This window comes from Bradyrhizobium sp. GW821-FHT13H05 (genome assembly GCF_058804065.1).
In genome coordinates this window covers 230049-250216 of record NZ_JBXAPO010000009.1, presented here as the reverse complement: position 1 = coordinate 250216, position 20168 = coordinate 230049, and the positions used below count along the sequence as shown (strand labels likewise).

Annotated in this window: 18 protein-coding genes; 10 read left to right on the top strand and 8 right to left on the bottom strand. The window is 65.2% G+C overall.

Features of this window, described 5'->3' with window-relative positions; all coding sequences use genetic code 11:
• Positions 1–2 precede the first annotated feature (2 nt).
• Positions 3–1661, bottom strand: coding sequence for an FAD-binding dehydrogenase (locus tag AC1RR3_RS26110; protein WP_492825998.1), 1659 nt, complete (start codon positions 1659–1661; stop codon positions 3–5).
• A gap of 269 nt (positions 1662–1930) precedes the next feature.
• On the opposite strand from AC1RR3_RS26110, the gene AC1RR3_RS26105 reads away from it, so the two are divergent.
• The 5 genes from AC1RR3_RS26105 to AC1RR3_RS26085 all read left to right on the top strand — a co-directional run bounded on the left by AC1RR3_RS26105 (position 1931) and on the right by AC1RR3_RS26085 (position 6275).
• Positions 1931–2452 carry a hypothetical protein gene (locus AC1RR3_RS26105; protein ID WP_492825996.1) on the top strand — a complete coding sequence of 174 codons (522 nt, stop codon included), beginning with the start codon at positions 1931–1933 and terminating at the stop codon, positions 2450–2452.
• Between the two features lie 179 nt (positions 2453–2631).
• Entirely contained in the window at positions 2632–2757 is a 126-nt protein-coding gene (locus AC1RR3_RS26100; RefSeq protein WP_492825994.1) for a hypothetical protein, read from the top strand.
• A gap of 24 nt (positions 2758–2781) precedes the next feature.
• Positions 2782–3372 (top strand): SCO family protein, encoded by a 591-nt coding sequence (locus AC1RR3_RS26095; RefSeq protein WP_492825993.1) that lies wholly within the window; start codon positions 2782–2784, stop codon positions 3370–3372.
• A 125-nt stretch (positions 3373–3497) separates the two neighbouring features.
• A complete protein-coding gene (locus AC1RR3_RS26090) occupies positions 3498–4448 on the top strand; it encodes an ABC transporter substrate-binding protein (RefSeq protein ID WP_492826062.1) in 951 nt (316 codons plus the stop codon).
• Between the two features lie 183 nt (positions 4449–4631).
• A complete protein-coding gene (locus tag AC1RR3_RS26085) occupies positions 4632–6275 on the top strand; it encodes a lysine--tRNA ligase (RefSeq protein WP_492825991.1) in 1644 nt (547 codons plus the stop codon).
• 17 nt (positions 6276–6292) lie between these two features.
• On the opposite strand, the gene AC1RR3_RS26080 is transcribed toward AC1RR3_RS26085, so the two are convergent.
• Together AC1RR3_RS26080 and AC1RR3_RS26075 are read right to left on the bottom strand one after the other, a co-directional pair.
• Positions 6293–7045: a carbonic anhydrase gene (locus AC1RR3_RS26080; RefSeq protein WP_492825989.1), complete on the bottom strand. Its 753-nt coding sequence runs from the start codon at positions 7043–7045 to the stop codon at positions 6293–6295.
• A gap of 89 nt (positions 7046–7134) precedes the next feature.
• A complete protein-coding gene (locus AC1RR3_RS26075) occupies positions 7135–7788 on the bottom strand; it encodes a S24 family peptidase (RefSeq protein ID WP_492825987.1) in 654 nt (217 codons plus the stop codon).
• 305 nt (positions 7789–8093) lie between these two features.
• On the opposite strand from AC1RR3_RS26075, the gene AC1RR3_RS26070 reads away from it, so the two are divergent.
• Entirely contained in the window at positions 8094–8438 is a 345-nt protein-coding gene (locus tag AC1RR3_RS26070; protein WP_492825985.1) for a DUF952 domain-containing protein, read from the top strand.
• Positions 8435–9532 (top strand): quinone-dependent dihydroorotate dehydrogenase, encoded by a 1098-nt coding sequence (locus AC1RR3_RS26065; protein ID WP_492825983.1) that lies wholly within the window; start codon positions 8435–8437, stop codon positions 9530–9532. The genes AC1RR3_RS26070 and AC1RR3_RS26065 overlap by 4 nt, the downstream gene beginning before the upstream one ends.
• 123 nt (positions 9533–9655) lie before the next feature.
• On the opposite strand, the gene AC1RR3_RS26060 is transcribed toward AC1RR3_RS26065, so the two are convergent.
• The 5 genes from AC1RR3_RS26060 to AC1RR3_RS26040 all read right to left on the bottom strand — a co-directional run bounded on the left by AC1RR3_RS26060 (position 9656) and on the right by AC1RR3_RS26040 (position 15008).
• Entirely contained in the window at positions 9656–10981 is a 1326-nt protein-coding gene (locus AC1RR3_RS26060; protein WP_492825981.1) for an MATE family efflux transporter, read from the bottom strand.
• A gap of 1 nt (position 10982) precedes the next feature.
• Complete coding sequence (locus AC1RR3_RS26055) at positions 10983–11717, bottom strand: MBL fold metallo-hydrolase (RefSeq protein ID WP_492825979.1); 735 nt, start codon at positions 11715–11717, stop codon at positions 10983–10985.
• A gap of 23 nt (positions 11718–11740) precedes the next feature.
• Positions 11741–12046: a DUF6460 domain-containing protein gene (locus AC1RR3_RS26050; RefSeq protein WP_492825977.1), complete on the bottom strand. Its 306-nt coding sequence runs from the start codon at positions 12044–12046 to the stop codon at positions 11741–11743.
• Positions 12047–12315: 269 nt separating this feature from the next.
• Positions 12316–13974: a cisplatin damage response ATP-dependent DNA ligase gene (locus tag AC1RR3_RS26045; RefSeq protein WP_492825975.1), complete on the bottom strand. Its 1659-nt coding sequence runs from the start codon at positions 13972–13974 to the stop codon at positions 12316–12318.
• Positions 13971–15008, bottom strand: a complete 1038-nt coding sequence (locus AC1RR3_RS26040; protein ID WP_492825973.1) for a ligase-associated DNA damage response exonuclease — start codon at positions 15006–15008, stop codon at positions 13971–13973. The genes AC1RR3_RS26045 and AC1RR3_RS26040 overlap by 4 nt, the downstream gene beginning before the upstream one ends.
• Positions 15009–15074: 66 nt before the next feature.
• Between AC1RR3_RS26040 and AC1RR3_RS26035 the strand changes: the two genes are divergently transcribed.
• From AC1RR3_RS26035 to AC1RR3_RS26025, 3 genes are all read left to right on the top strand, one after another.
• Complete coding sequence (locus AC1RR3_RS26035) at positions 15075–16001, top strand: class I SAM-dependent DNA methyltransferase (protein ID WP_492825971.1); 927 nt, start codon at positions 15075–15077, stop codon at positions 15999–16001.
• Positions 16002–16116: 115 nt separating this feature from the next.
• Entirely contained in the window at positions 16117–17346 is a 1230-nt protein-coding gene (locus AC1RR3_RS26030) for an ABC transporter substrate-binding protein (RefSeq protein ID WP_492825969.1), read from the top strand.
• A 213-nt stretch (positions 17347–17559) separates the two neighbouring features.
• Complete coding sequence (locus AC1RR3_RS26025; RefSeq protein WP_492825967.1) at positions 17560–20124, top strand: ligase-associated DNA damage response DEXH box helicase; 2565 nt, start codon at positions 17560–17562, stop codon at positions 20122–20124.
• Positions 20125–20168 lie beyond the last annotated feature (44 nt).

Genomic DNA, 20168 nt, shown 5'->3' with positions numbered 1-20168 from the left:
ACCTAGGCCACCGCTTTCGCCGCCGCGCGGCCGGCGTTGCGGCCCGAGAACAGGCAGCCGCCGAGGAAAGTGCCTTCCAGCGAGCGATAGCCGTGCACGCCGCCGCCGCCGAAGCCGGCGGCTTCGCCGACCGCATAGAGGCCGGGAATGACGCTGCCCTCGCTGCCGAACACGCGGGAGTCGAGATCGGTCTCGAAGCCGCCCAGCGTCTTGCGGGTGAGGATGTTGAGCTTGACCGCGATCAGCGGCCCCTGCGCGGGATCGAGGATGCGGTGCGGGGAGGCGGTGCGGATCAGCCTGTCGCCGATGTAGCGGCGCGCGTTGTGGATGTTCATCACCTGCGCGTCCTTGACGTAAGGATTGGCGATCTCGCGGTCGCGCGCCTCGATCTGCATCCGGATGTGCTCGAGCTTGAGGAGGTCGCTGCCGGCAAGCTTGTTCATGGCCGCGACGAGATCCTCGATCTTGTCGCGTACGATGAAGTCGACACCATGGCGCTTGAACGCTTCCACCGACGCCGGCGCGCCCTTGTTGGTGGCGCGGCGCAATGTCATCCGCCAGCTCTTGCCCGTCAAATCCGGATTCTGTTCCGAGCCCGACAACGCGAATTCCTTCTTGATGATGCTCTGGGTCAGGACGAACCAGGAATAATCATAGCCTGATGACATGATGTATTGGAGCTGGCCGAGCGTGTCCGAGCCGGGAAACAGCGGTGCCGGCAATCGCGTGCCTGTTGCGTCGAACCACATCGAGGAGGGACCGGGCAGGATGCGGATGCCGTGGCGCGGCCAGATCGGGGACCAGTTCTGGATGCCTTCCACATAATGCCACATGCGGTCGCGGTTGATCAGCCGCGCACCTGATGTCTCGGTGATGCCGATCATGCGGCCGTCGACATGCTCGGGCACACCGGAGATCATGAATTTTGGCGGCTCGCCAAGCCGCTTCGGCCAGTTCTTCCGCACCAGCTCGTGATTGCCGCCGATGCCGCCGGACGCCACGATTACGGCCTGCGCCTTCAGCGCGAACTCGCCGACGACGTTGCGCGACGAGCTCTTGCCGCGCTCGACATCATCGGCTGCGAGGACCGCGCCGCTGACGCCGTCCACCGTGCCGTTGGTGATGGATAGCGCATCGACGCGATGACGGAACCTGAAGGTCAGCCGGCCGCTCTTGACCGCTTCGCGCGCGCGGCGCTCGAACGGCTCGACGATCCCTGGGCCGGTGCCCCAGGTGACGTGGAAGCGTGGCACCGAATTGCCGTGGCCCATCGCGTCATAGCCGCCGCGCTCGGCCCAGCCGACGACGGGGAAGATGCGATGCCCCATCGCGCGCAACCAGTCGCGCTTCTCGCCCGCGGCGAACGCCACATAGGCCTCGGCCCATTGGCGCGGCCAGAAATCCTCGTCGCGGTCGAAGCCGGCGGTGCCGAGCCAGTCCTGCATTGCGAGATCGAAGGAGTCCTTGATGCCGAGCCGGCGCTGCTCCGGCGAATTCACCAGAAACAATCCGCCAAACGACCAGAACGCCTGGCCGCCGAGCGACTGCTCACCTTCCTGGTCGACCACGATGACGCGCTTGCCGGCGTCGGCGATCTCGGTTGCCGCCACAAGGCCCGATAGTCCCGCGCCGATGACGATGACGTCTGTTTCGTCGGCCATGTTGTTTCCCCCTCCCATGAGTTCCCCCCCCTGTAGTTGCCCGGATTGAAGCCAGCGGTTGCAACTGAGATCAAGGGTGTGGCGCGTAAGACATCATTAACTTGTTCCACTATGGGATAGGGACCGGCCAAGTGCAGCGCGGACGCAACACTGGATTTGAATTTGTTTTGAGCGAGCCGGCCTGCCTAGACAAAACCTCGGTTACGACCGACGCTAGGCGCGCATCACCACCTGACACGCAGATTCGAATTCGACTGGGGCGGGGGACAATGAAGTTTCTGACCGGGTTGCTGGCGGCGGTTGTGCTGATCGCTTGCATGGGGGCTTCTCACGCGGTGGTTCGCATCGCGGATGATCGTGGCGGCCGGATCGGAACCTACGTCGACAAATACCAGGACCTGCGTCAGTCGGGCGATACCGTCATCATCGACGGTCTCTGCGCCTCCGCCTGCACCATCGTCCTCGGCGCCATCCCGCATGACCGCATCTGCGTGACCTCGAGCGCGACGCTCGGCTTCCACGCCGCCTGGGATTTCGGCGCCAATGGCCGCGCCGTCACCAACACCGAGGCGACCCAGATGCTCTATGCGATGTATCCATCGCAGGTGAAGCGCTGGATCTCGCAGCGCGGCGGCCTGACCCCGCACATGCTGTTCCTGAAGGGCAAGCAGCTTCAGGCCATGTACAAGCCCTGCTACCTGGACGCGCAGGCCTCGGCGATCAAGCCGTCACGCCGCTCTCTCCCGCAATCGGACCAGCTCGAGTCCGCTCGGGGCCAGCTCCTGCACTGACATCCTCGGCACGACGGGATTGTTTTGGCCCGCCCGCGGCGCCTTGCCCGCAGGCGGGCTAAAGCTTATCTGAGAACCCGGGAACCGGGGCCTTCGCCCCGGTCATTGCGGTGACTCAACCAGTGCACCCGGCACATCCTGTATCGGACAATTCGCCCACTGCCGGCCGGACGCCGTCCGTGCTGCTGTTGGCCGGCGCTGGGATCGGCGGGCTGGCCTTGGTCGGCGCGCTGGCGCTGTGGTTCCACTACGGCTCGCAGGTGTTCTTCGAAATGATCAGGACCGGCTTCGCTGCCTGCTTCTGACCCCCGACAGGAAGTTTTCCGCTCATGAGTTCCGCCGCCCGTCCGCTGGTGATCGCGACCGCCTTCGCCGCAAGCCTCGTTGTCGGGCTCCTGATCATGTTCTGGACCATGGGCGGGGTCAGCAAGGTGGTCCAGCCGGCCGCGATCGGCGGCCCGTTCCAGTTGACCGACCAGAACGGCAAGGCCGTCACCGACAAGAATCTGAAGGGCAAGCCGACCCTGATCTTCTTCGGCTACACTCATTGCCCCGACGTCTGCCCGACCTCGCTGTTCGAGATCTCGGAGGTGCTGCGTGCGCTGGGCAAGGACGCCGACAAGGTCAATGCGGTCTTCATCTCGGTCGATCCCGAGCGCGACACCCAGGCTGCGATGAAGGACTATCTGTCCAGCTTCGACCCGCACCTCGAAGGCCTCAGCGGCGATCCCGCCGAGACCGCCAAGGTCATCACCTCCTACCGGGTCTACGCCAAGAAGGTCCCAACCAAGGACGGCGACTACACCATGGACCACACCGCGCTGATCTACCTGATGGACCGCGACGGCCGCTTCGTCTCGCCCTTCAACCTGAAGCGGACGCCGGAAGAGGCCGCGGCCGATTTGAAGCGGTATCTCTGAGAACGCCACTCCCACGAGTGGGAGAGGGAGCGCACCTTCACCCTGGCCGCAATCGGTACTCGCGTTCCCGGCGGGATGGTCTATAAGGCCCTCCGATCCCAATGAAATTCGTTCATTTCCCGCTGATGGCCCCGTCGCGACAGGTAAAATCGCCCAAAATCGTGTGCCGTGTCCTGCTCGGGCTGGTGGTCGGGGCCTGCCTGCTGGCGGCCCAGCCCGACGCAAAGGCCCAGGCCCCCGCCAAGCAGCCTCCGGCAGCTCCCCAGGCTACGCCTCAGGTCGCGCCCCAATCTACCGCTCAAACTGCGGCCCCCCAGGCCGTGCCGGGCTTCTGGGACCCGCGGCGGCGGCCGGAGCGGCCGGACCTGTCGCGCCTGACCGTGATCCGCTTCCTGACCGAGACCGACTATCCGCCGTTCAACTACACCGGCGCCGATGGCAACCCGGCCGGCTTCAACGTCGACCTCGCACGCAGCCTGTGTGAGGAGATCAAGGTCACCTGCACGGTGCAGATGCGCCGCTTCGAGACGCTGGTCGATGCGCTCACCTCAAGCCGGGGCGATGCCATCATCGCCTCGATGGCGGTGAGCCCGCAGCTCCGCGCCCGCGTCGATTTCACCGATCCCTATTACCGGGTGCCGGCGCGTTTCGTCTCGCGCAAGGACGCGGTGATGCCGGAGATTCGTCCCGAATATCTCGAAGGCAAGAAGGTCGGCGTGATCGGCGGCTCAGCGCATGAGGCGTATCTGAAAGCGATGTTCACCGACGCCGAGCTGCGCGCCTATCCCAACGACGACGCGATGCGCGCCGCACTTCGCAAGGGCGAGGTCGATTTCATCTTCGGCGACGCCATCTCGTTCGCCTTCTGGATCAATGGCACCGATTCCGGCGATTGCTGCGCCTTTTCCGGCGGCCCCTTCGTCGAGAGCCGCTTCTTCGGCGAGGGCATCGGCATCGCCGTGCGCAAGGGCAACGACGTGCTGCGCCAGGCCCTGAATTGGGCCTTGTTCCGTGTCTGGGAAAAGGGCCGCTACACCGACCTGTGGCTGCGGTATTTCTCGGTGAGCCCGTTCTAATTCCGCTGCCGCTTCCTCCGTCGTCATTGCGAGCGAAGCGAAGCAATCTAGACTTTCTCTGTGGATGCAGTCTGGATTGCTTCGTCGCTACGCTCCTCGCAATGACGGCGGGGCCGCTGTGTCGTCCCACCAAATTGCATTCTGCCCGGAAATCGCTATTTTCCGCGGCCCGGAGGCTCCTCAATGTCTGTCATCGATCTCGCCGCGAACCCGAGCGACCTGCGTGCGCTCGCCGAACAATCCAACGCCTGGCCGTTCGAGCAGGCGAAGGCGATTGTCGCGCGGCTGAAGAAAAGCCCGAAGGACGAGGTGCTGTTCGAGACCGGCTACGGTCCGTCCGGCCTGCCGCATATCGGCACGTTCGGCGAGGTCGCGCGCACCTCGATGGTGCGCCATGCCTTCCGCGTGCTCACCGAGGACAAGATCAAGACGCGTCTGCTCGCCTTCTCCGACGATATGGACGGTTTCCGCAAGGTGCCGGACAACGTGCCGAACAAGGATATGCTGGCGCAATATCTCGGACGTCCGCTGACCGCCGTGCCCGATCCCTTCTCGAACGAATATCCCTCGTTCGGCGCCGCCAACAATGCGCGCCTGCGCGCCTTCCTCGATCATTTCGGCTTCGACTACGAGTTCGCGAGCTCGACCGACTATTACAAGTCGGGCCGTTTCGACGCGACGCTGCTGAAAATGCTCGCCGCCTATGACCAGATCATGGCAATCATCCTGCCGACGCTGGGGCCGGATCGCCGCGCCACCTATTCGCCGTTCCTGCCTATCAGCAAGACCACCGGTGTCGTGCTCCAGGTGCCGATGATCCGCCGCGACGTCGCGGCCGGAACGGTGACCTATGTCGATCCCGACAGCGGTGAAGAGGTCGAGACGCCCGTGACCGGCGGCAACGTCAAGTGCCAGTGGAAGGCCGACTGGGCGATGCGCTGGGTCGCGCTCGGCGTCGACTATGAAATGGCGGGCAAGGATCTCATCGACTCGGTGAAGCTGTCTGGCGCGATCGCGAAGGCGCTCGGCGCCGCGCCGCCTGAAGGCTTCAATTACGAGCTCTTCCTCGACGAGAAGGGCCAGAAGATCTCGAAGTCGAAGGGCAACGGCCTCACCATCGACGAATGGCTGCGTTACGCCTCGCCGGAATCGCTGACGCTGTTCATGTATCGGGAGCCGAAAGCGGCCAAGCGGCTGTATTTCGACGTCATCCCGCGCAATGTCGACGACTATCAGCAGTTCATCGACGGTTTTGCCAAGCAGGACGCCAAGCAGCAGCTCGGCAATCCGGTCTGGCACATCCACAGCGGCAATCCGCCGAAGGGCGACATGCCGGTCACGTTCCAGCTCCTGCTGACGCTGGTGTCGTCGTCGAACGCTGAGAATGCCGAGACGCTATGGGGCTTCATCGGCCGCTATCGTCCCGGCGTGAGCCCGCAGACGCATCCCAAGCTCGATGCGATGGTCGGCTACGCCATCAACTATTATCGCGATTTCGTGGCGCCAACGAAGCAGTTCCGCGTGCCGACCGACACCGAGCGCGCAGCGCTGCAGGATCTGCGCGATGCGCTATCACAGCTTCCGCTGGAATCTTCGGCCGAAGAGATCCAGAACGTCGTCTACGAGATCGGCCGTCGCGAGCCGTTCCTCGACCAGGTCAAGAAGGGCAAGGACGGCCGCCCCGGCGTCACGCTCGACTGGTTCAACATGCTCTATCAGGTCCTGCTCGGCCAGGAGAAGGGCCCGCGCTTCGGCTCCTTCGTCGCCGTGTACGGCGTGCAAAATGCGGTCAACATGATCGACGGCGCGCTGGCGCGGAGCGCTTAGTAGATGCCGTCGACCGCTCAGATCGAGCGCAGCACGTAGCGCCGGTTGTCCTTCTGCACCGGGCGCGCGTTCATCGGATAGAGTTTTGCGAACGCGGCGACATCGGCAGCCGACACCTGGATCGGGGTGGTCAGCAACAGCCACTCCACCACTTCCGAGCAGGGCGGCGTCGTCAGCGAGCCGGGATAGCGGAAATAGCTGAGCCTCGTGGGCAGCATGGCGTGAGGATCGATGGTTGCGTCGGCTTTCACCGAAGGGCCTTCTGCCGCCGGCATGGTCTTGACGATCTTGCCGAAGGCCGCGTTCGGCTTGCCCTCGGCCATCAGCACGCCGACCACGGCGAGCCCGCCGGCATCGTTGCGATGGACGAAATGCGCCTCCATCGGGAAATTCTTGCCGCCGATCATGTGCTCGCTCGGCCGGTGGAAGTGGACCTGGAGCAGCTTGTATGTGACGTCGCCGAGAAGAAGCGTGCTGCCTTCGGCGAAGTTGAGCTGGATGGTGTGCCCGTTGTTGACGATGGTGTCGGCGCTCTTGCCCCAGTTCAGCTTCAACATAGGCAATTGCGACTTGATCGTCGCCTCGATGTCGATCGGCGATTGTTGCAGACCGATCGCGCAGGCCTTGTTGGCCGCGTCGAGATCACCCCATTTGGCAGGGGCACCTGCGCCTTCATAGCTCCAGTGCACGCCCTCGGCGGCAAAGGCCGGCTTGCACAACGGACAAAGCGCGAGACCCGCGAGCGCTTTCAATGCGTGACGGCGATTCATCATATTCCCCCTGACGTGAATTTGGCTGGCAATATCAGCACAACCTAGGCGAGGGTTACGGTGAGTCGCAACGGCGATCGCCCGAGAACCTATTGGCGCGCCCACACGATCCGCGCGATCCAGCCGACCTCGCTCGCCGCCATCGTGCGTCCGGCCTGTGACGCATCGAGCGGCTGCAACTCCAGCACCTTGGCCGTGCGGCGCTTCAGCGTCGCGACGCTCACTTCGCCCGCTTTGGTCCTGACCACGACGCGATCCCCTTTGCGGATCGGTGCGCCGGGCGAGACCAGGATGATGTCGCCGTCGCGATAAACCGGCGCAAGCGCATCGCCGGCAATCTCCAGCGCAAACGTGTGGCTGTCCTCGGCGGTCGGCAGCGCGGTCTCGGCCCAGCCCTTGCCGGATGGAAAGCCGAACTCGTCGAAAGCGCCGCTTGCGCCGGCCAGTGCGAAGCCGAGCAGCGGCACCGAGGGGCTGTCGCCTGCCTCGTCGCCGATCAGTCTTGCAAAGGTGTCGAGTGAGGCGTCGGTGGCTGCCAGCGCCTTCGCGATCGATTCGGTTGACGGCCAGCGCTCGCGGCCGTCGGGGGTGACGCGCTTGGACCTGTTGAAGGTGGTGGGATCGAGCCCGGCCCGCTTGGCAAGGCCCGACGGGGACAGGCCGGCACGCTCCGCCAGCCGATCCAGCGCGACCCAGATCTGGTCGTGAGTCAGTATCCTCTGCGCTTTGGCCAGTCTGACCATGGAAGGTCCTGCCCGTCGCAACTCAGGAAAACTATCCTCAAATCAACCGGTTTTCCGTTTTCCGCGCAAGAGGCGGCGGGAAAGCCGCCTTGAAGCGAAGCGGATGCCGGCTCGCCCAGGGAAGACGCGCCAAAACAAGAGTTTAGAGGTCATTTCGATTTCATCGGAAGGGAATCGGCTCTAACGCTTGAGTTCGGAGAGGGCGGCCTTTACGGTCGCGCCCGGGTTTCAGGGACCCGTAAGCGACGAAAAACCCCAAGAGACTCAAAGAGCTGTCTCAAAGAGCAAACAGGGCTGCGTAAGCGGTGGTCAAGATCTACAAAATCTGTCCGGCCTCGGCCTGGCGCGAGGCGGAACGGCAGGGCGTGTACCGCGGCAGCGCGGACGATGCGCGCGACGGCTTCATCCATTTTTCCACCGCTCCCCAGGTTCCCGAGACCCTGCGAAAACATTATTCCGGGCAGCGTGCGTTGTTCCTGGTCGAGATCGACGGCGATGCGCTCGGCAGCGAGCTGCGCTGGGAGCGCTCGCGCAATGACGAGCTGTTTCCGCATCTTTATGGCGAACTCGATCTCGGCGCCGTCCTCTCGGTGCTGAACCTCAACATGCGCTCCGACGGCGGTCACGATGTTCCGGAGCTGTTGCCGTGATCCGCGCTTTTGACGCTTTCTCGCTGCCGGTGCTGCGCTGGCTCGATCCGGAAGATGCCCATCGCCTGGCGATCCAGGGCCTGCGCTTCCTGCCGCCGGTCAAGCCGCGCGCCGACGATCCCAAGCTCGCGGTGCGCGCCTTTGGGCTCAACTTCCCCAATCCGATCGGCATGGCCGCCGGCTTCGACAAAAGTGCCGAGGTGCCGGACGCGCTGCTGCGGCTCGGCTTCGGCTTCGTCGAGATCGGCTCGGTGACGCCGAAACCGCAAGCCGGCAATCCGCGGCCGCGGCTGTTCCGCCTCGAGCGCGACGAGGCCGTGATCAACCGGATGGGCTTCAACAATGACGGCGCAGAAGTCGCGCTGCGGCGCCTTGCTGCACGTGCGCAGCAAGGCGGTATCGTCGGTGTCAATGTCGGCGCCAACAAGGATTCGCCGGACCGCGTCGGCGATTACGTCAAGCTGATCGAGACCTTTGCGCCGGTCGCGAGCTATTTCACCGTCAACGTCTCCTCGCCCAACACGCCGGGCCTGCGCAACTTACAGGAAGGCGCGCTGCTCGACGATCTCCTTGCGCGCGTGATCGATGCGCGCGAGCGTGTCAGGCAGAAGGCCGGCGACACGCCGGTGCTGCTCAAGATCGCGCCGGATTTGAGCCTCGCCCAGCTCGACGACGTCGTGCAGGTGGCGCGCTCGCGCCGGGTGGATGGCATGATCGTGTCGAATACGACGATCGCACGGCCGAGCACGTTGCGCGAGGAGATGCGCGCCAAGGAGCAGGGCGGTCTCTCCGGCCGGCCGCTGTTCCGTCTGTCGACCCGCATGGTCGCGGAGACTTATGTGCGTGTCGAGGGCGCATTCCCACTGATCGGCGTCGGTGGCGTGGACTCCGGTGGTGCCGCGCTGACCAAGATCCGCGCCGGCGCCAGCCTGATCCAGCTCTATTCGTCGCTGGTCTACAAGGGTCTCGGCCTCGTCGAGGAAATCAAGCGCGACCTCACCTCGACGCTGTTGCGGACCGGGCGGGATTCGCTCTCCGACATCGTCGGCGCAGATGCCGCGACGCTGACGGCGGAAGACTGGCCGGGGTTGTAACGGTCTCGTGCCCCGGATGCAGCGCAGCGCGTAGTGATGCGCTGCTGAACCGGGGCCCAGTGCCGCTGGGTCCCGGCTCTGCGTCGCATCACTGCGTGCTGCGCCGCGTCCGGGACACGATCGTCAGGTTTTCGGGAACGTCGCCCTGTACAACGCCGGATAGCGCGCGCCCTGCAAGCCGCCGCGTGCGACGTAGAACGCGATCAGCGCGCACCACAGCCCGGCATTGCCGAGGGATTGCAGCGCCAGCCAGATACCGAAGAAGATCGCGAGCGAAGCCAGCATCAGATTGCGCATCTCGCGTGCCCAGGTGGCGCCGACATAGATGCCGTCGAAGCCGAACGCGAATACGCCCGGGATCGGCGCCAGCACGATGAACGGCAGGAACTCGCGCGCGGCGCGCCGGACGTCCTCACTCGCCGTCATCACATTGATCAGCGACGTTCCGAACAGTGCGAACAGCACCACGACGACCAGCGCGAAGCCGAGGCCCCAGAGCAGCACCAGCCGGGTCGAATCCGCAAATCCCCTGGCATCGCGTGCGCCAAAAGTGCGGCCGCAGAGCTGCTGGGCTGCGTTGGCAAGTCCGTCGAGGAAGAAGGCGCTGACCAGCAGGAAATTGTTGAGTACGGAATTCGCCGCCAGCGTGACGTCGCCGGCGCGGGCGCCCTTGGCGGTGAAGAACAGGAACACCGCGATCAGCGCTGCGGTGCGGATCATGATGTCGGAGTTCACCGCCAGCAGCCGCATCAGCTTGTCCCGGTCGAACAGCGTTGCGCGGGGCACGGCAAAGCCGCCGTCGGCATAGCGCCGGCACACGATCACGCCGAGCACGAAGCCGGTCGTCTCGGACAGCAATGCTGCGATCGCCGCGCCCGCGATGCCGGTGTCGTAGACCAGCACCAGCAAAATCGTTGCCGCCATGTTGATGAGGTTGATCACGACCTGCAGCAGCAGCGCCGGATTGGCGCGGGCCTGTCCAACCAGCCAGCCGAGAATGACGTAGTTCGCGAAGGCGAACGGCGACGACCAGATCCGGATCATGAAATAGGTTTTTGCCGCGCGCGTCACGCCTTCGCTGCCGCCCATCAGGTCGAACAGCGCGCCGGCTAGCGGCAGTTGCAGCACGATCAGGGCCGCGCCGATCAGGCCGGCGACGATGAAGCCGCGCACCAGGATCACGGTCTGCTCGCGCGTTTCGCCGGCGCCGAGCGCCTGCGCGGTGAAGGCGAGCGTGCTCATGCGCAGGAAGCCGAACAGCCAGAACAGGCAGTCGAAGATCACGGACGCCATCGCGACGCCGCCGAGCAGGGCGGCATCGTCCAGCCGGCCGATCGCGGTGGTCGAGACCACGCCGATCAGCGGCGTGGTGAGGTTCGCGACCATCGCGGGGCCGGCGATGGCGAATACCTGGCGGGAGCCGATCTTGATGGGAACAGGCGCGTGCATGTCAGAACACGAGCACCATGCCGTCTTCGGCGGCGAGATGGTCGATGTGATCCAGGCGCGACAGCACGTCATCGCTCATATGGGTGAGGACGAGCCGCCTTGCGCCGATCGCGGGGAGGTGCTGTTCCAAGGTCTTCAGGCTGAGATGGTTCTTCACCACCTTCTCGTACATATAGGCTTCCGCGATGAAAAGGTCCGCGCCATGCGCCAGCGGAATGAGCGCCTCCGTCCATTCGGTATCGGCGCTGTAGGCGAGCGTGCGGCCCTCGGCCTCGACGCGGTAGGCCAGGAACGGCCCGCCGGATTCGCCGTGCACGACCGGGTAGGGCGTCACCGTCACCGCGCTGAAGGATTGGCTTTGCCCGGGTGCGAGCTCGACGATGTTGAGCTCGAAACGCTGCGTGGTCTTGGAGGAGTGCTCGAACAGCGCTTCCATCACCTGTTTCAGCCGCGTCTCGATGCCTTGCGGGCCCGCGATCGTCAGCGGTTTTGTCCGTCGCGAGAATTGCGCGTCGAGCAGGACAAATGGCAGGCCGGCAAAATGGTCGCCGTGGAAATGGGTAATGAGAATGAGATCGATGTCGTTACGGTCGATCTCCAGCCGCTTCAGCGCCGGCAGGGCCGACGCGCCGCAATCGATCAGGAAGTTCGCCTCGCGTCCCGAGATGTGGAAGCAGGTGTTGAGCCGGCCGCCCGAGCCGAAGGCGTCACCGCAGCCGACGAAACGCAGTTGCATCGGCTGCTGGACTCCGTGCGGGGTTAGCGGCCGCGCGGCGTGCCGAACACGCGCATCAGCAGCCAGATCGGGATCACGATGACGGCGCCGAGCAGGAAGTAGCGCCACAGCCAGTTCACGGCGTCGAAGCCGAGATCCCAGAGCCGCTGGAACAAGAGGCGAATGCTGGTGATGATGTTCCAGGGATCGAAGCCGATCGCAGCCAGCACGACGCCGACCAGGATCGAGAGCAGGACCAGGCGAAAGGCGACCGCCAGCGGCGAGCCGCCGAGAAAGCGGTTCAGCCCATCGCTGCGGCCGGCCGGCAAATCTCTGACGTCTTGGACCATCTCAAACTCCTCAGGCGGATTCGACCCCATTATAGGGCACGCCGAGGCACATGGGGAACCCGCAACGGGGCGTCAATCAGCTTACGGGACTTTAATTCGGGTAAGCACATGCCGCGGGCGGGCTGCAGCCTCTCCCGCTTGCGGGAGAGGTCGCGCCGAAGGCGCGGGTGAGGGCTCTCTCCTCTTGGGGAGCCCCAACGCGGAGACACCCTCTCCCCAGCCCTCTCCCGCAAGCGGGCGAGGGAGCGCACTGCTGTCGCGGCGGCAATTCACGCCTCAATTTCCGCCGCTTCCCCCTTCAGCATCTTTTCCAGCGTTTCCAGCCGGTCGGCCTCCCGCGGCGGCTTGTCCCAGCGCAGGCGGCTGATGCGGGGAAAGCGCATGGCGACGCCGGATTTGTGCCGCGGCGAGCGCTGCAGGCCCTCGAAGGCGACCTCCAGCACCAACCCCTTGTCGCCCTCGTGCACGACATGACGGACGGGACCGAATTTTTCGGTGGTGTTGCGGCGGACGAAGCGGTCGATCTGCAACAGCTCCTCGTCGGTGAAGCCGAAATAGGCTTTTCCCACCGGCACCAGTTCGTCGCCATCATCGCCTTCGGTCCAGACGCCGAAGGTGTAGTCGGAATAATAGGACGAACGCTTGCCGTGTCCCCGCTGCGCATACATCAGCACGGCGTCGATAACGTGCGGATCGCGCTTCCACTTCCACCATTGCCCCTTCGGCCGTCCCGGCAGGTAAGGCGCATCGCGCCGCTTCAGCATGACGCCCTCGACGGCGTCGGCGTCTTCACCGGCACCGGCACTCGCGGGATCGGCGCGAGCGGCAGTGAGCGCTTCCCAGCTCGCGAAGGGGACGGTGGGCGACAGATCGATGCGGGGATCGCTGAGCTTCCCGACGAATGCCTCCAGCCGCGCGCGCCGCTCCGCAAACGGCAACTCGCGCAGATCGTTCTCCTCGTCGCCGAGCAGATCGTAGGCGCGCAGATGGATCGGGAATTCCTTGATCAGCTTCGGCGACACCACCTTGCGGTTGAGCCGCTGTTGCAGGACGTTGAAACTCTGTACCCGCCCTTCGCGCAGGATCAGCAGTTCGCCGTCGATTGCGCCCGCCAGCCGCAGCGACGGCACGAGATCCGGAAAGCTTCCCGTGATGTCCTCGCCGGTGCGCGAATAGAGCCGTGCGGTGATCTGCCCGCGCTCGTCGCGCCCCGCGACCGCCTGCACGCGGATGCCGTCCCATTTCCATTCGGCGATATAGTCGGCGGGATCGAGGTTTTGGAAGTCGGTGTCCTCGATCGCATGCGCCAGCATCACCGGGCGGAACGGCGCGGGATCGCGATTGACCGGCTTTTCGGCGCGGCCTTCCAGCCAGGCGAACAGGTCGAGATAGGGAGCGCTGAGGCCCGGCCAGATCAGCTCGACCTCATGCGGGTCCTTGTCGCCAAGCGCCGCCGCGGCGGTCTTGGCCAGGCGCGCGGAGATGCCGATACGCAACGCGCCGGTGACGAGCTTCAGCAGCGCCCAGCGGCCGGTCTCGTCGAGCTCATCGAGCCAGCGTTCGAGCTGTTTTGGCAGCTCGGTCTTGCCGAGCGTGCGGAGCGTGGTGACGACTTCGGTGAGGGTGGGAGGAGGTGGGTTGTTGTGGACGCCCACTGCTTTCGGCCACGTCAGCGCCACGGTCTCGGAGAGATCGCCGACATAGTCATACGACAGGCCGAACAGCACCTCATCCGTGCGCGCCGCGATCAAATCGCGGATCAGTGCCGGCTTGGCGTGCTTGAAGCTGAGCGCGCCTGTCAGCGCCGCCAGCGCGTAGCCGCGATCGGGGTCGCCGACCTCGCGGAAGTAGCTGGTGATCAGCCGCAGCTTGTTGTTGCGGCCGGGCTCGTAGGCGAGGCGGTCCAGCAGTTCGGCGAAGCGGTTCATGCTTCGGCCTCATCCGTAAGCGGCGTCTCGCTCTCCTCCTCGTCGCCGTAGCCGACGAGATCGAGCGGCTGCGCGCGAAGACCTTTGCTTTGGCACCAATGCACCAGCGCATCTTCCTGGCCGTGGGTGACCCAGATCTCGCCGGCGCCGGTCGCGGCGATCGTGGCGGTGAGGCCGTCCCAGTCGGCGTGGTCGGAAATCACCAGCGGCAGCTCGATGCCGCGCTGCCGCGCGCGGGCGCGCACGCGCATCCACCCCGACGCGAACGCGGTGACGGGATCGGGGAAGCGGCGGGTCCAGAGATCTGACGTCGCCGACGGCGGCGCCAGCGTGATGGTGCCGGCGAGCGCCGCCTTCTTCACGCCCATCACCGGCCTCAGCTCGCCGAGCGCGATGCCGCGGCTCTGATAGTACTCGGTGATCTTCTCCATCGCCCCATGCAGGTAGATCGGTGCGTCATAGCCGGCCTGCCGCAGCAGCGCGATCACGCGCTGCGCCTTGCCGAGCGAATAGGCGCCCACGAGATGCGCACGCTCGGGAAACAATGCGACCGAGGCGAGCAGCTTCTTGACCTCGTCGGCGGCGTCGCCATGCCGGAATACCGGCAGTCCGAAAGTGGCCTCGGTGATGAAGACGTCGCAGGGCACCAGCTCGAACGGCGTGCAGGTTGGGTCTGGCGCATCCTTGTAATCGCCGGAGGCGACGATGCAGGTGTCTTTGCATGTGACCGCGATCTGGGCCGAGCCCAGGACATGACCGGCGGGGTGAAACTTCACCCTGGCATCGCCCAGCCGGATCTCCTCGCCGTAGTCGATTGCCTGGGTCGAGCCGGCAAAATTCTCGCCATAGCGCAGCCGCATCATGTCCAGCGTTTCCTGCGTCGCCAGCACCGCGCCATGGCCGGCGCGGGCATGGTCGGAATGGCCGTGGGTGATCACGGCCCGCTCCACCGGGCGCACGGGATCGATATGGAAGCCGCCGGGCTTGCAGCACAGGCCGGCAGCAGCTGGTAACAGGATGTCTTGGGGACGCATGCCTGATATATAGGTTGCAACCCCGTGTCTTCGAGTCACCCGTCTGCACTGCTTCCCGGTCTCCCCATGCCCCTGCGCTTGTTCCTGTCCTCCGGCGATCTCATGGCCGACCGCCGTTTCGAGTTTGCGCGCGACCTCCAGCTCAAGGGCGATCTGCCCGCCGCCGCCGACCTCATCGAGCAGGCGCTCGAACTCGCACCTCATTTTACGTCCGCCTGGTTCACGCTCGGCGAAATCCGCAGCCAGCTCGGGGAGCGTGACAAGGCCATCGCGGCCTTTCGAAAATCGCGCGAGTCCGATCCCGGCGACCAGCACGGCGCCCATCTGCATCTGATACGCCTCGGCGACGAGCAATTGTCCGAGATGCCAAAGGCCTATGTGCAGGCCCTGTTCGATCAATATGCGCCGCGCTTCGAGCACGTCTTGATCAACGATCTCGGTTATCGCGCGCCGTCGCTGATCTTCAAGGCGGTGCTGGCTGCGCGCGTTGCTGCGAAGAAGCCGGCCCTGTTCAAGCGCGCCATCGATCTCGGCTGCGGCACCGGGCTTGCGGCTGCGGCCTTCGCCAGACAGGTCGATCATTTCATCGGCATCGATCTGTCGCCCGGCATGATCAAGCAGGCGCGCGCAACGGAGCTTTATGCCGAGCTCGAAGTTGCCGACATGATCGAGGGTCTACGCACCAAGGCCGATGCCAGCGCGAATCTCGTCGTCGCCGCGGACGCCTTCGTCTATCTCTCCGATCTCGCGCCGGTGCTGACTGAGGCCAGGCGCGTGCTCGCGTCTGGCGGAGTGCTCGCCTTCACGCTGGAAACGCATGACGGCAGCGGGATCGTCCTTGGCGAAGGACTGCGCTATGCCCATTCTGCGGAATATGCGCGCGGCGCCATCGCCAAGGCCGGCCTGAAGCTGCTGACATTGGAGCCGGCATCTCCGCGTATCGAGAACAATGAGCCGGTGCGCGGCCTCGTCGTGGCCGCCGAGAAAACTTGAGTTTAGGCGCTAACGCCCGTCGATTTGAGCGTCATTGCATCGCAAAGCGATGACTTCCTACTTGCGAGCCGTGCCGCGTTCCCAGCACAATGCGCGCGCTAGGGAGAGACAAATAATGACCAAGAATCCATCGCGGCGCGATTTCAGCGCCGCCGCGCTCGCAACCATCGCCGCCTCCGCTTTGCCCGCGCCTTACGTCTGGGCCGCGGAGAAGAAATACGATGCGGGGGCCAGCGACACCGAGATCAAGATCGGGCAGACCGTGCCGCATTCCGGCCCCGGCTCGCTCTATGGCGTGCTCGGGCGCATAGGAGAGGCCTATTTCCAGATGCTGAACGAGAAGGGCGGCATCAACGGACGCAAGGTCAAGTTCCTCACCATGGACGACGCCTACAGCGCGCCGAAATGCGTCGAGGCGACCCGGCGCCTGGTCGAGCAGGAAGAGGTGCTCGCGCTGTACGGCTCGCTCGGCACCGCGCCGCAGACGTCCGTGCACAAATACCTGAACGCCAAAGGCGTGCCTCAGCTGCTGCTCAACACCGGCGCGTCCAAGTGGAATAACCCGAAAGAGTTCAAATGGACGATGGCGGGCCTGCCGCTCTATCCGACCGAGGCGCGCATCCTGGCGCGGCACGTCGTTGCCGTGAAGCCGAACGCCAAGATCGGCATCCTCTACCAGAACGATGATTTCGGCCGCGACTTCCTCGGTCCCTTCAAGAAGGTGCTGGCCGATGCCGGCGGCACCGCATCTGTCATCATGGAGCAGACCTACGATCTCACCGATCCGACGGTCGATTCCCAGCTCATCAATCTCTCGAAGTCGGGTGCTGATGTCTTCTACAACATCACCACCGGCAAGGCGACGTCGCAGTCGATCCGGAAAGTGGCCGAGCTCGGCTGGAAGCCGCTGCAACTGCTGTCGGCGGGCTCGACCGGCCGCTCGATCCTCAACGCCGCGGGCCTCGAGAACGCCGCCGGCATCGTCGCCATCCGCTACAACAAGGAAGTTGGCCTCCCGAAATGGGAGAAGGATCCGGACGTGATGGCGTTCGAGGAGCTGCGCAAGAAGTACACGCCGGCGATCGATCAGGACAACACCATCGCTTTTGCGGGCTACGGCCAGGCCGTCACCATGGGCGAGATCCTGCGCCGCTGCGGCGACGACCTCACCCGTGCCAACGTGCTGAAGCAGGCCTCCAATCTCAAAGGCTTCCACTCGCCCTATTTCCTCGACGGCGTCACTTACGACTACACGCCTGAGGACTACACGCCGATGAAGACGCTGTTCATCTCTACCTTCAGCGGCAAGGATTGGGATATCTCCGACAAGCCGATGTCGGAGTAGGGCGGGCATCGCTGTCTCTTCCCCTCTCCCCGCGCGCGGGGAGAGGGGAGGGTGAGGGGGAGCCTCCGCGGGGACGGAGGCAGTTGGACTCGCGGAGGCTCCCCCTCACCCGGAGTCCGCGCTGCGCGCGCATTCCGGCCTCTCCCCGCAAGCGGGGCGAGGCGAAGACCCACCCCCTCGACGAACCCACCCCCACGGCTTACCTGTGATGCCGTGCCGCCCCGCATTCTCAAAATCCCGTCTGAGCCGGCCACGCTGCTGCCCGACCGCTTCAATGCGTGGTTCACGGGCCGCGGCTGGTCGCCGCGCGCGCATCAGCTCGCACTGCTGGAGAAGGCGCGCGAGGACGCTAGCGCGCTGCTGATCGCGCCCACCGGCGCCGGCAAGACGCTGGCGGGCTTTCTGCCGACGCTGGTGGAGCTGAGTTCTGCGCCCGCAGCCTCTCCAAATTCGGTGATCTCGACCGGCCGCGCGGTGCAGCGTAGCGCCGGTCTCCACACCCTCTACATCTCGCCGCTGAAGGCGCTTGCCGTCGACATCGCGCGCAACCTCGAGCGTCCCATCGCCGAGATGGCTCTACCGATCAAGGTCGAGACCCGCACCGGCGACACACCGGTGTCGCGGCGCCAGCGCCAGCGGCGCTATCCGCCTGACATCCTGCTGACGACACCGGAGCAGCTTGCATTGCTGCTGTCCTCCGACGACGCGCCGTTCTTGTTCTCCTCCTTGAAACGTATCGTGCTTGACGAGCTGCATGCGCTGGTGACCTCCAAGCGCGGCGATCTCTTGTCACTTGGCCTTGCGCGGCTGTGGCGGCTGGCGCCGCAGATGCGTGCGATCGGCCTGTCGGCAACCGTGGCCGAGCCGGATCAGCTTGCGCGCTTCCTGGTGCCGCAGCCCGGCGGTCAGGAAGCGGCTGCCGACATCGTCGTCGCCAGCGGCGCGGCGCCGCCGCTGGTCGAGATGCTCGACACGCGCGAGCGGCTGCCCTGGGCCGGCCACGGCGCGCGCCACGCGCTGGCCGAAGTCTACGACCTGATCAAGCAGAACAAGACCACGCTCGTCTTCGTCAACACCCGCAGCCAGGCCGAGATGCTGTTCCAGGATCTCTGGCGCATGAATGACGATAACCTTGCGATCGCGCTGCATCACGGCTCGCTCGACGTAGCCCAACGCCGCAAGGTCGAGGACGCGATGTCGGCCGGCAAGCTGCGCGGCGTGGTCTGCACCTCCTCGCTTGACCTCGGCGTCGACTGGGGCGACGTCGATCTCGTCGTCAATATCGGCGCGCCCAAGGGCTCCTCGCGCCTGATGCAGCGGATCGGCCGCGCCAATCACCGCCTCGACGAAGCCTCGCGTGCGGTGCTGGTGCCGGCGAACCGTTTCGAGGTGCTGGAGTGCCGCGCGGCCATCGATGCCATCGCGGAGAATGCGCAGGACACCCCGCCGCTCCGTACCGGCGGGCTCGACGTGCTGGCCCAGCATGTGCTGGGCTGCGCCTGCGGCGAGCCATTCTACGGCGACGATCTCTATGACGAGGTGCGCACCGCGGCGCCTTATGCGGGCCTCACGCGTCAGGATTTCGATGACGTCGTCGATTTCGTTGCCACCGGCGGCTATGCGCTGAAGACCTACGAGCGCTTCGCTCGCATCAAGCTGGACAAGCAGGGTCGCTGGCGCGTCGCCAATCCAAAGGTGCGGCAGAGCTACCGCCTCAATGTCGGGACCATCGTCGAGGAGCCGATGCTGAAGGTGCGGCTGGTGCGGGGACGCTCCACCGGCAGCGGATCGACCGGCGCCATCGCGCGCGGCGGCCGCGTCCTCGGCGAGATCGAGGAATATTTCATCGAGGGCCTCATTGCCGGCGACACTTTTGTGTTCGGCGGCGAGGTCGTGCGCTACGAGGCGCTGGCCGAGGACCAGGTCTACGTCTCCCGCGCCAACGACAAGGATCCGAAGGTGCCGTCCTATATGGGCGGTAAGTTTCCGCTCTCGACCTATCTCGCCGAGCGCGTGCGCCGCATCCTCGATGACAAGCGCGCCTGGAACAGCCTGCCCGAGCAGGTGCGCGACTGGCTGTCGCTACAGAAGGACGTCTCGCGCGTGCCCGGCGTCCGCGAGCTGCTGGTCGAGACCTTCCCACGCGGCAACAAGCATTACCTGATCTGCTATCCCTTCGAAGGCCGGCTCGCGCACCAGACGCTCGGCATGCTCCTGACGCGGCGGCTGGAGCGCGCGCGTGCCCGGCCGCTCGGCTTCGTCGCCAATGAATATGCGGTGGCGATCTGGGGGCTGGGCGATGCCTCCTTCATGATCCGCCACGGTGAGCTCGATCTCGATGCGCTGTTCAACCCCGACATGCTCGGTGACGATCTCGAAGCCTGGCTTGCCGAATCCGCGCTGATGAAGCGCACTTTTCGCAATTGTGCGTTGATCAGCGGCCTGATCCCGCGTCGCTTCACGGACGAAGACAAGAGCCGCCGTCAGGTGCTGTTCTCGACCGATCTCGTCTACGACGTCTTGCGCAAACACCAGGCCGACCACGTGCTGCTGCGCGCCGCCCGCGCCGATGCCGCAACCGGCCTGCTCGACCTGCGCCGTTTAGGGGGCATGCTCGCCCGCATCCAGGGCCGCATCACCCACCGGGAACTCGACCGCGTCTCCCCGCTCGCCGTCCCTGTGATGCTGGAAATCGGCCGCGAGTCAGTCTATGGCGAAGCTGCAGACGAGCTGTTGGCGGAAGCCGCCAATGAGCTGGTCAAAGAGGCGATGGGATAGAAGCAGGTTTGATCTTGGGCGCGCTGATTTCGGAGGATGTCGAG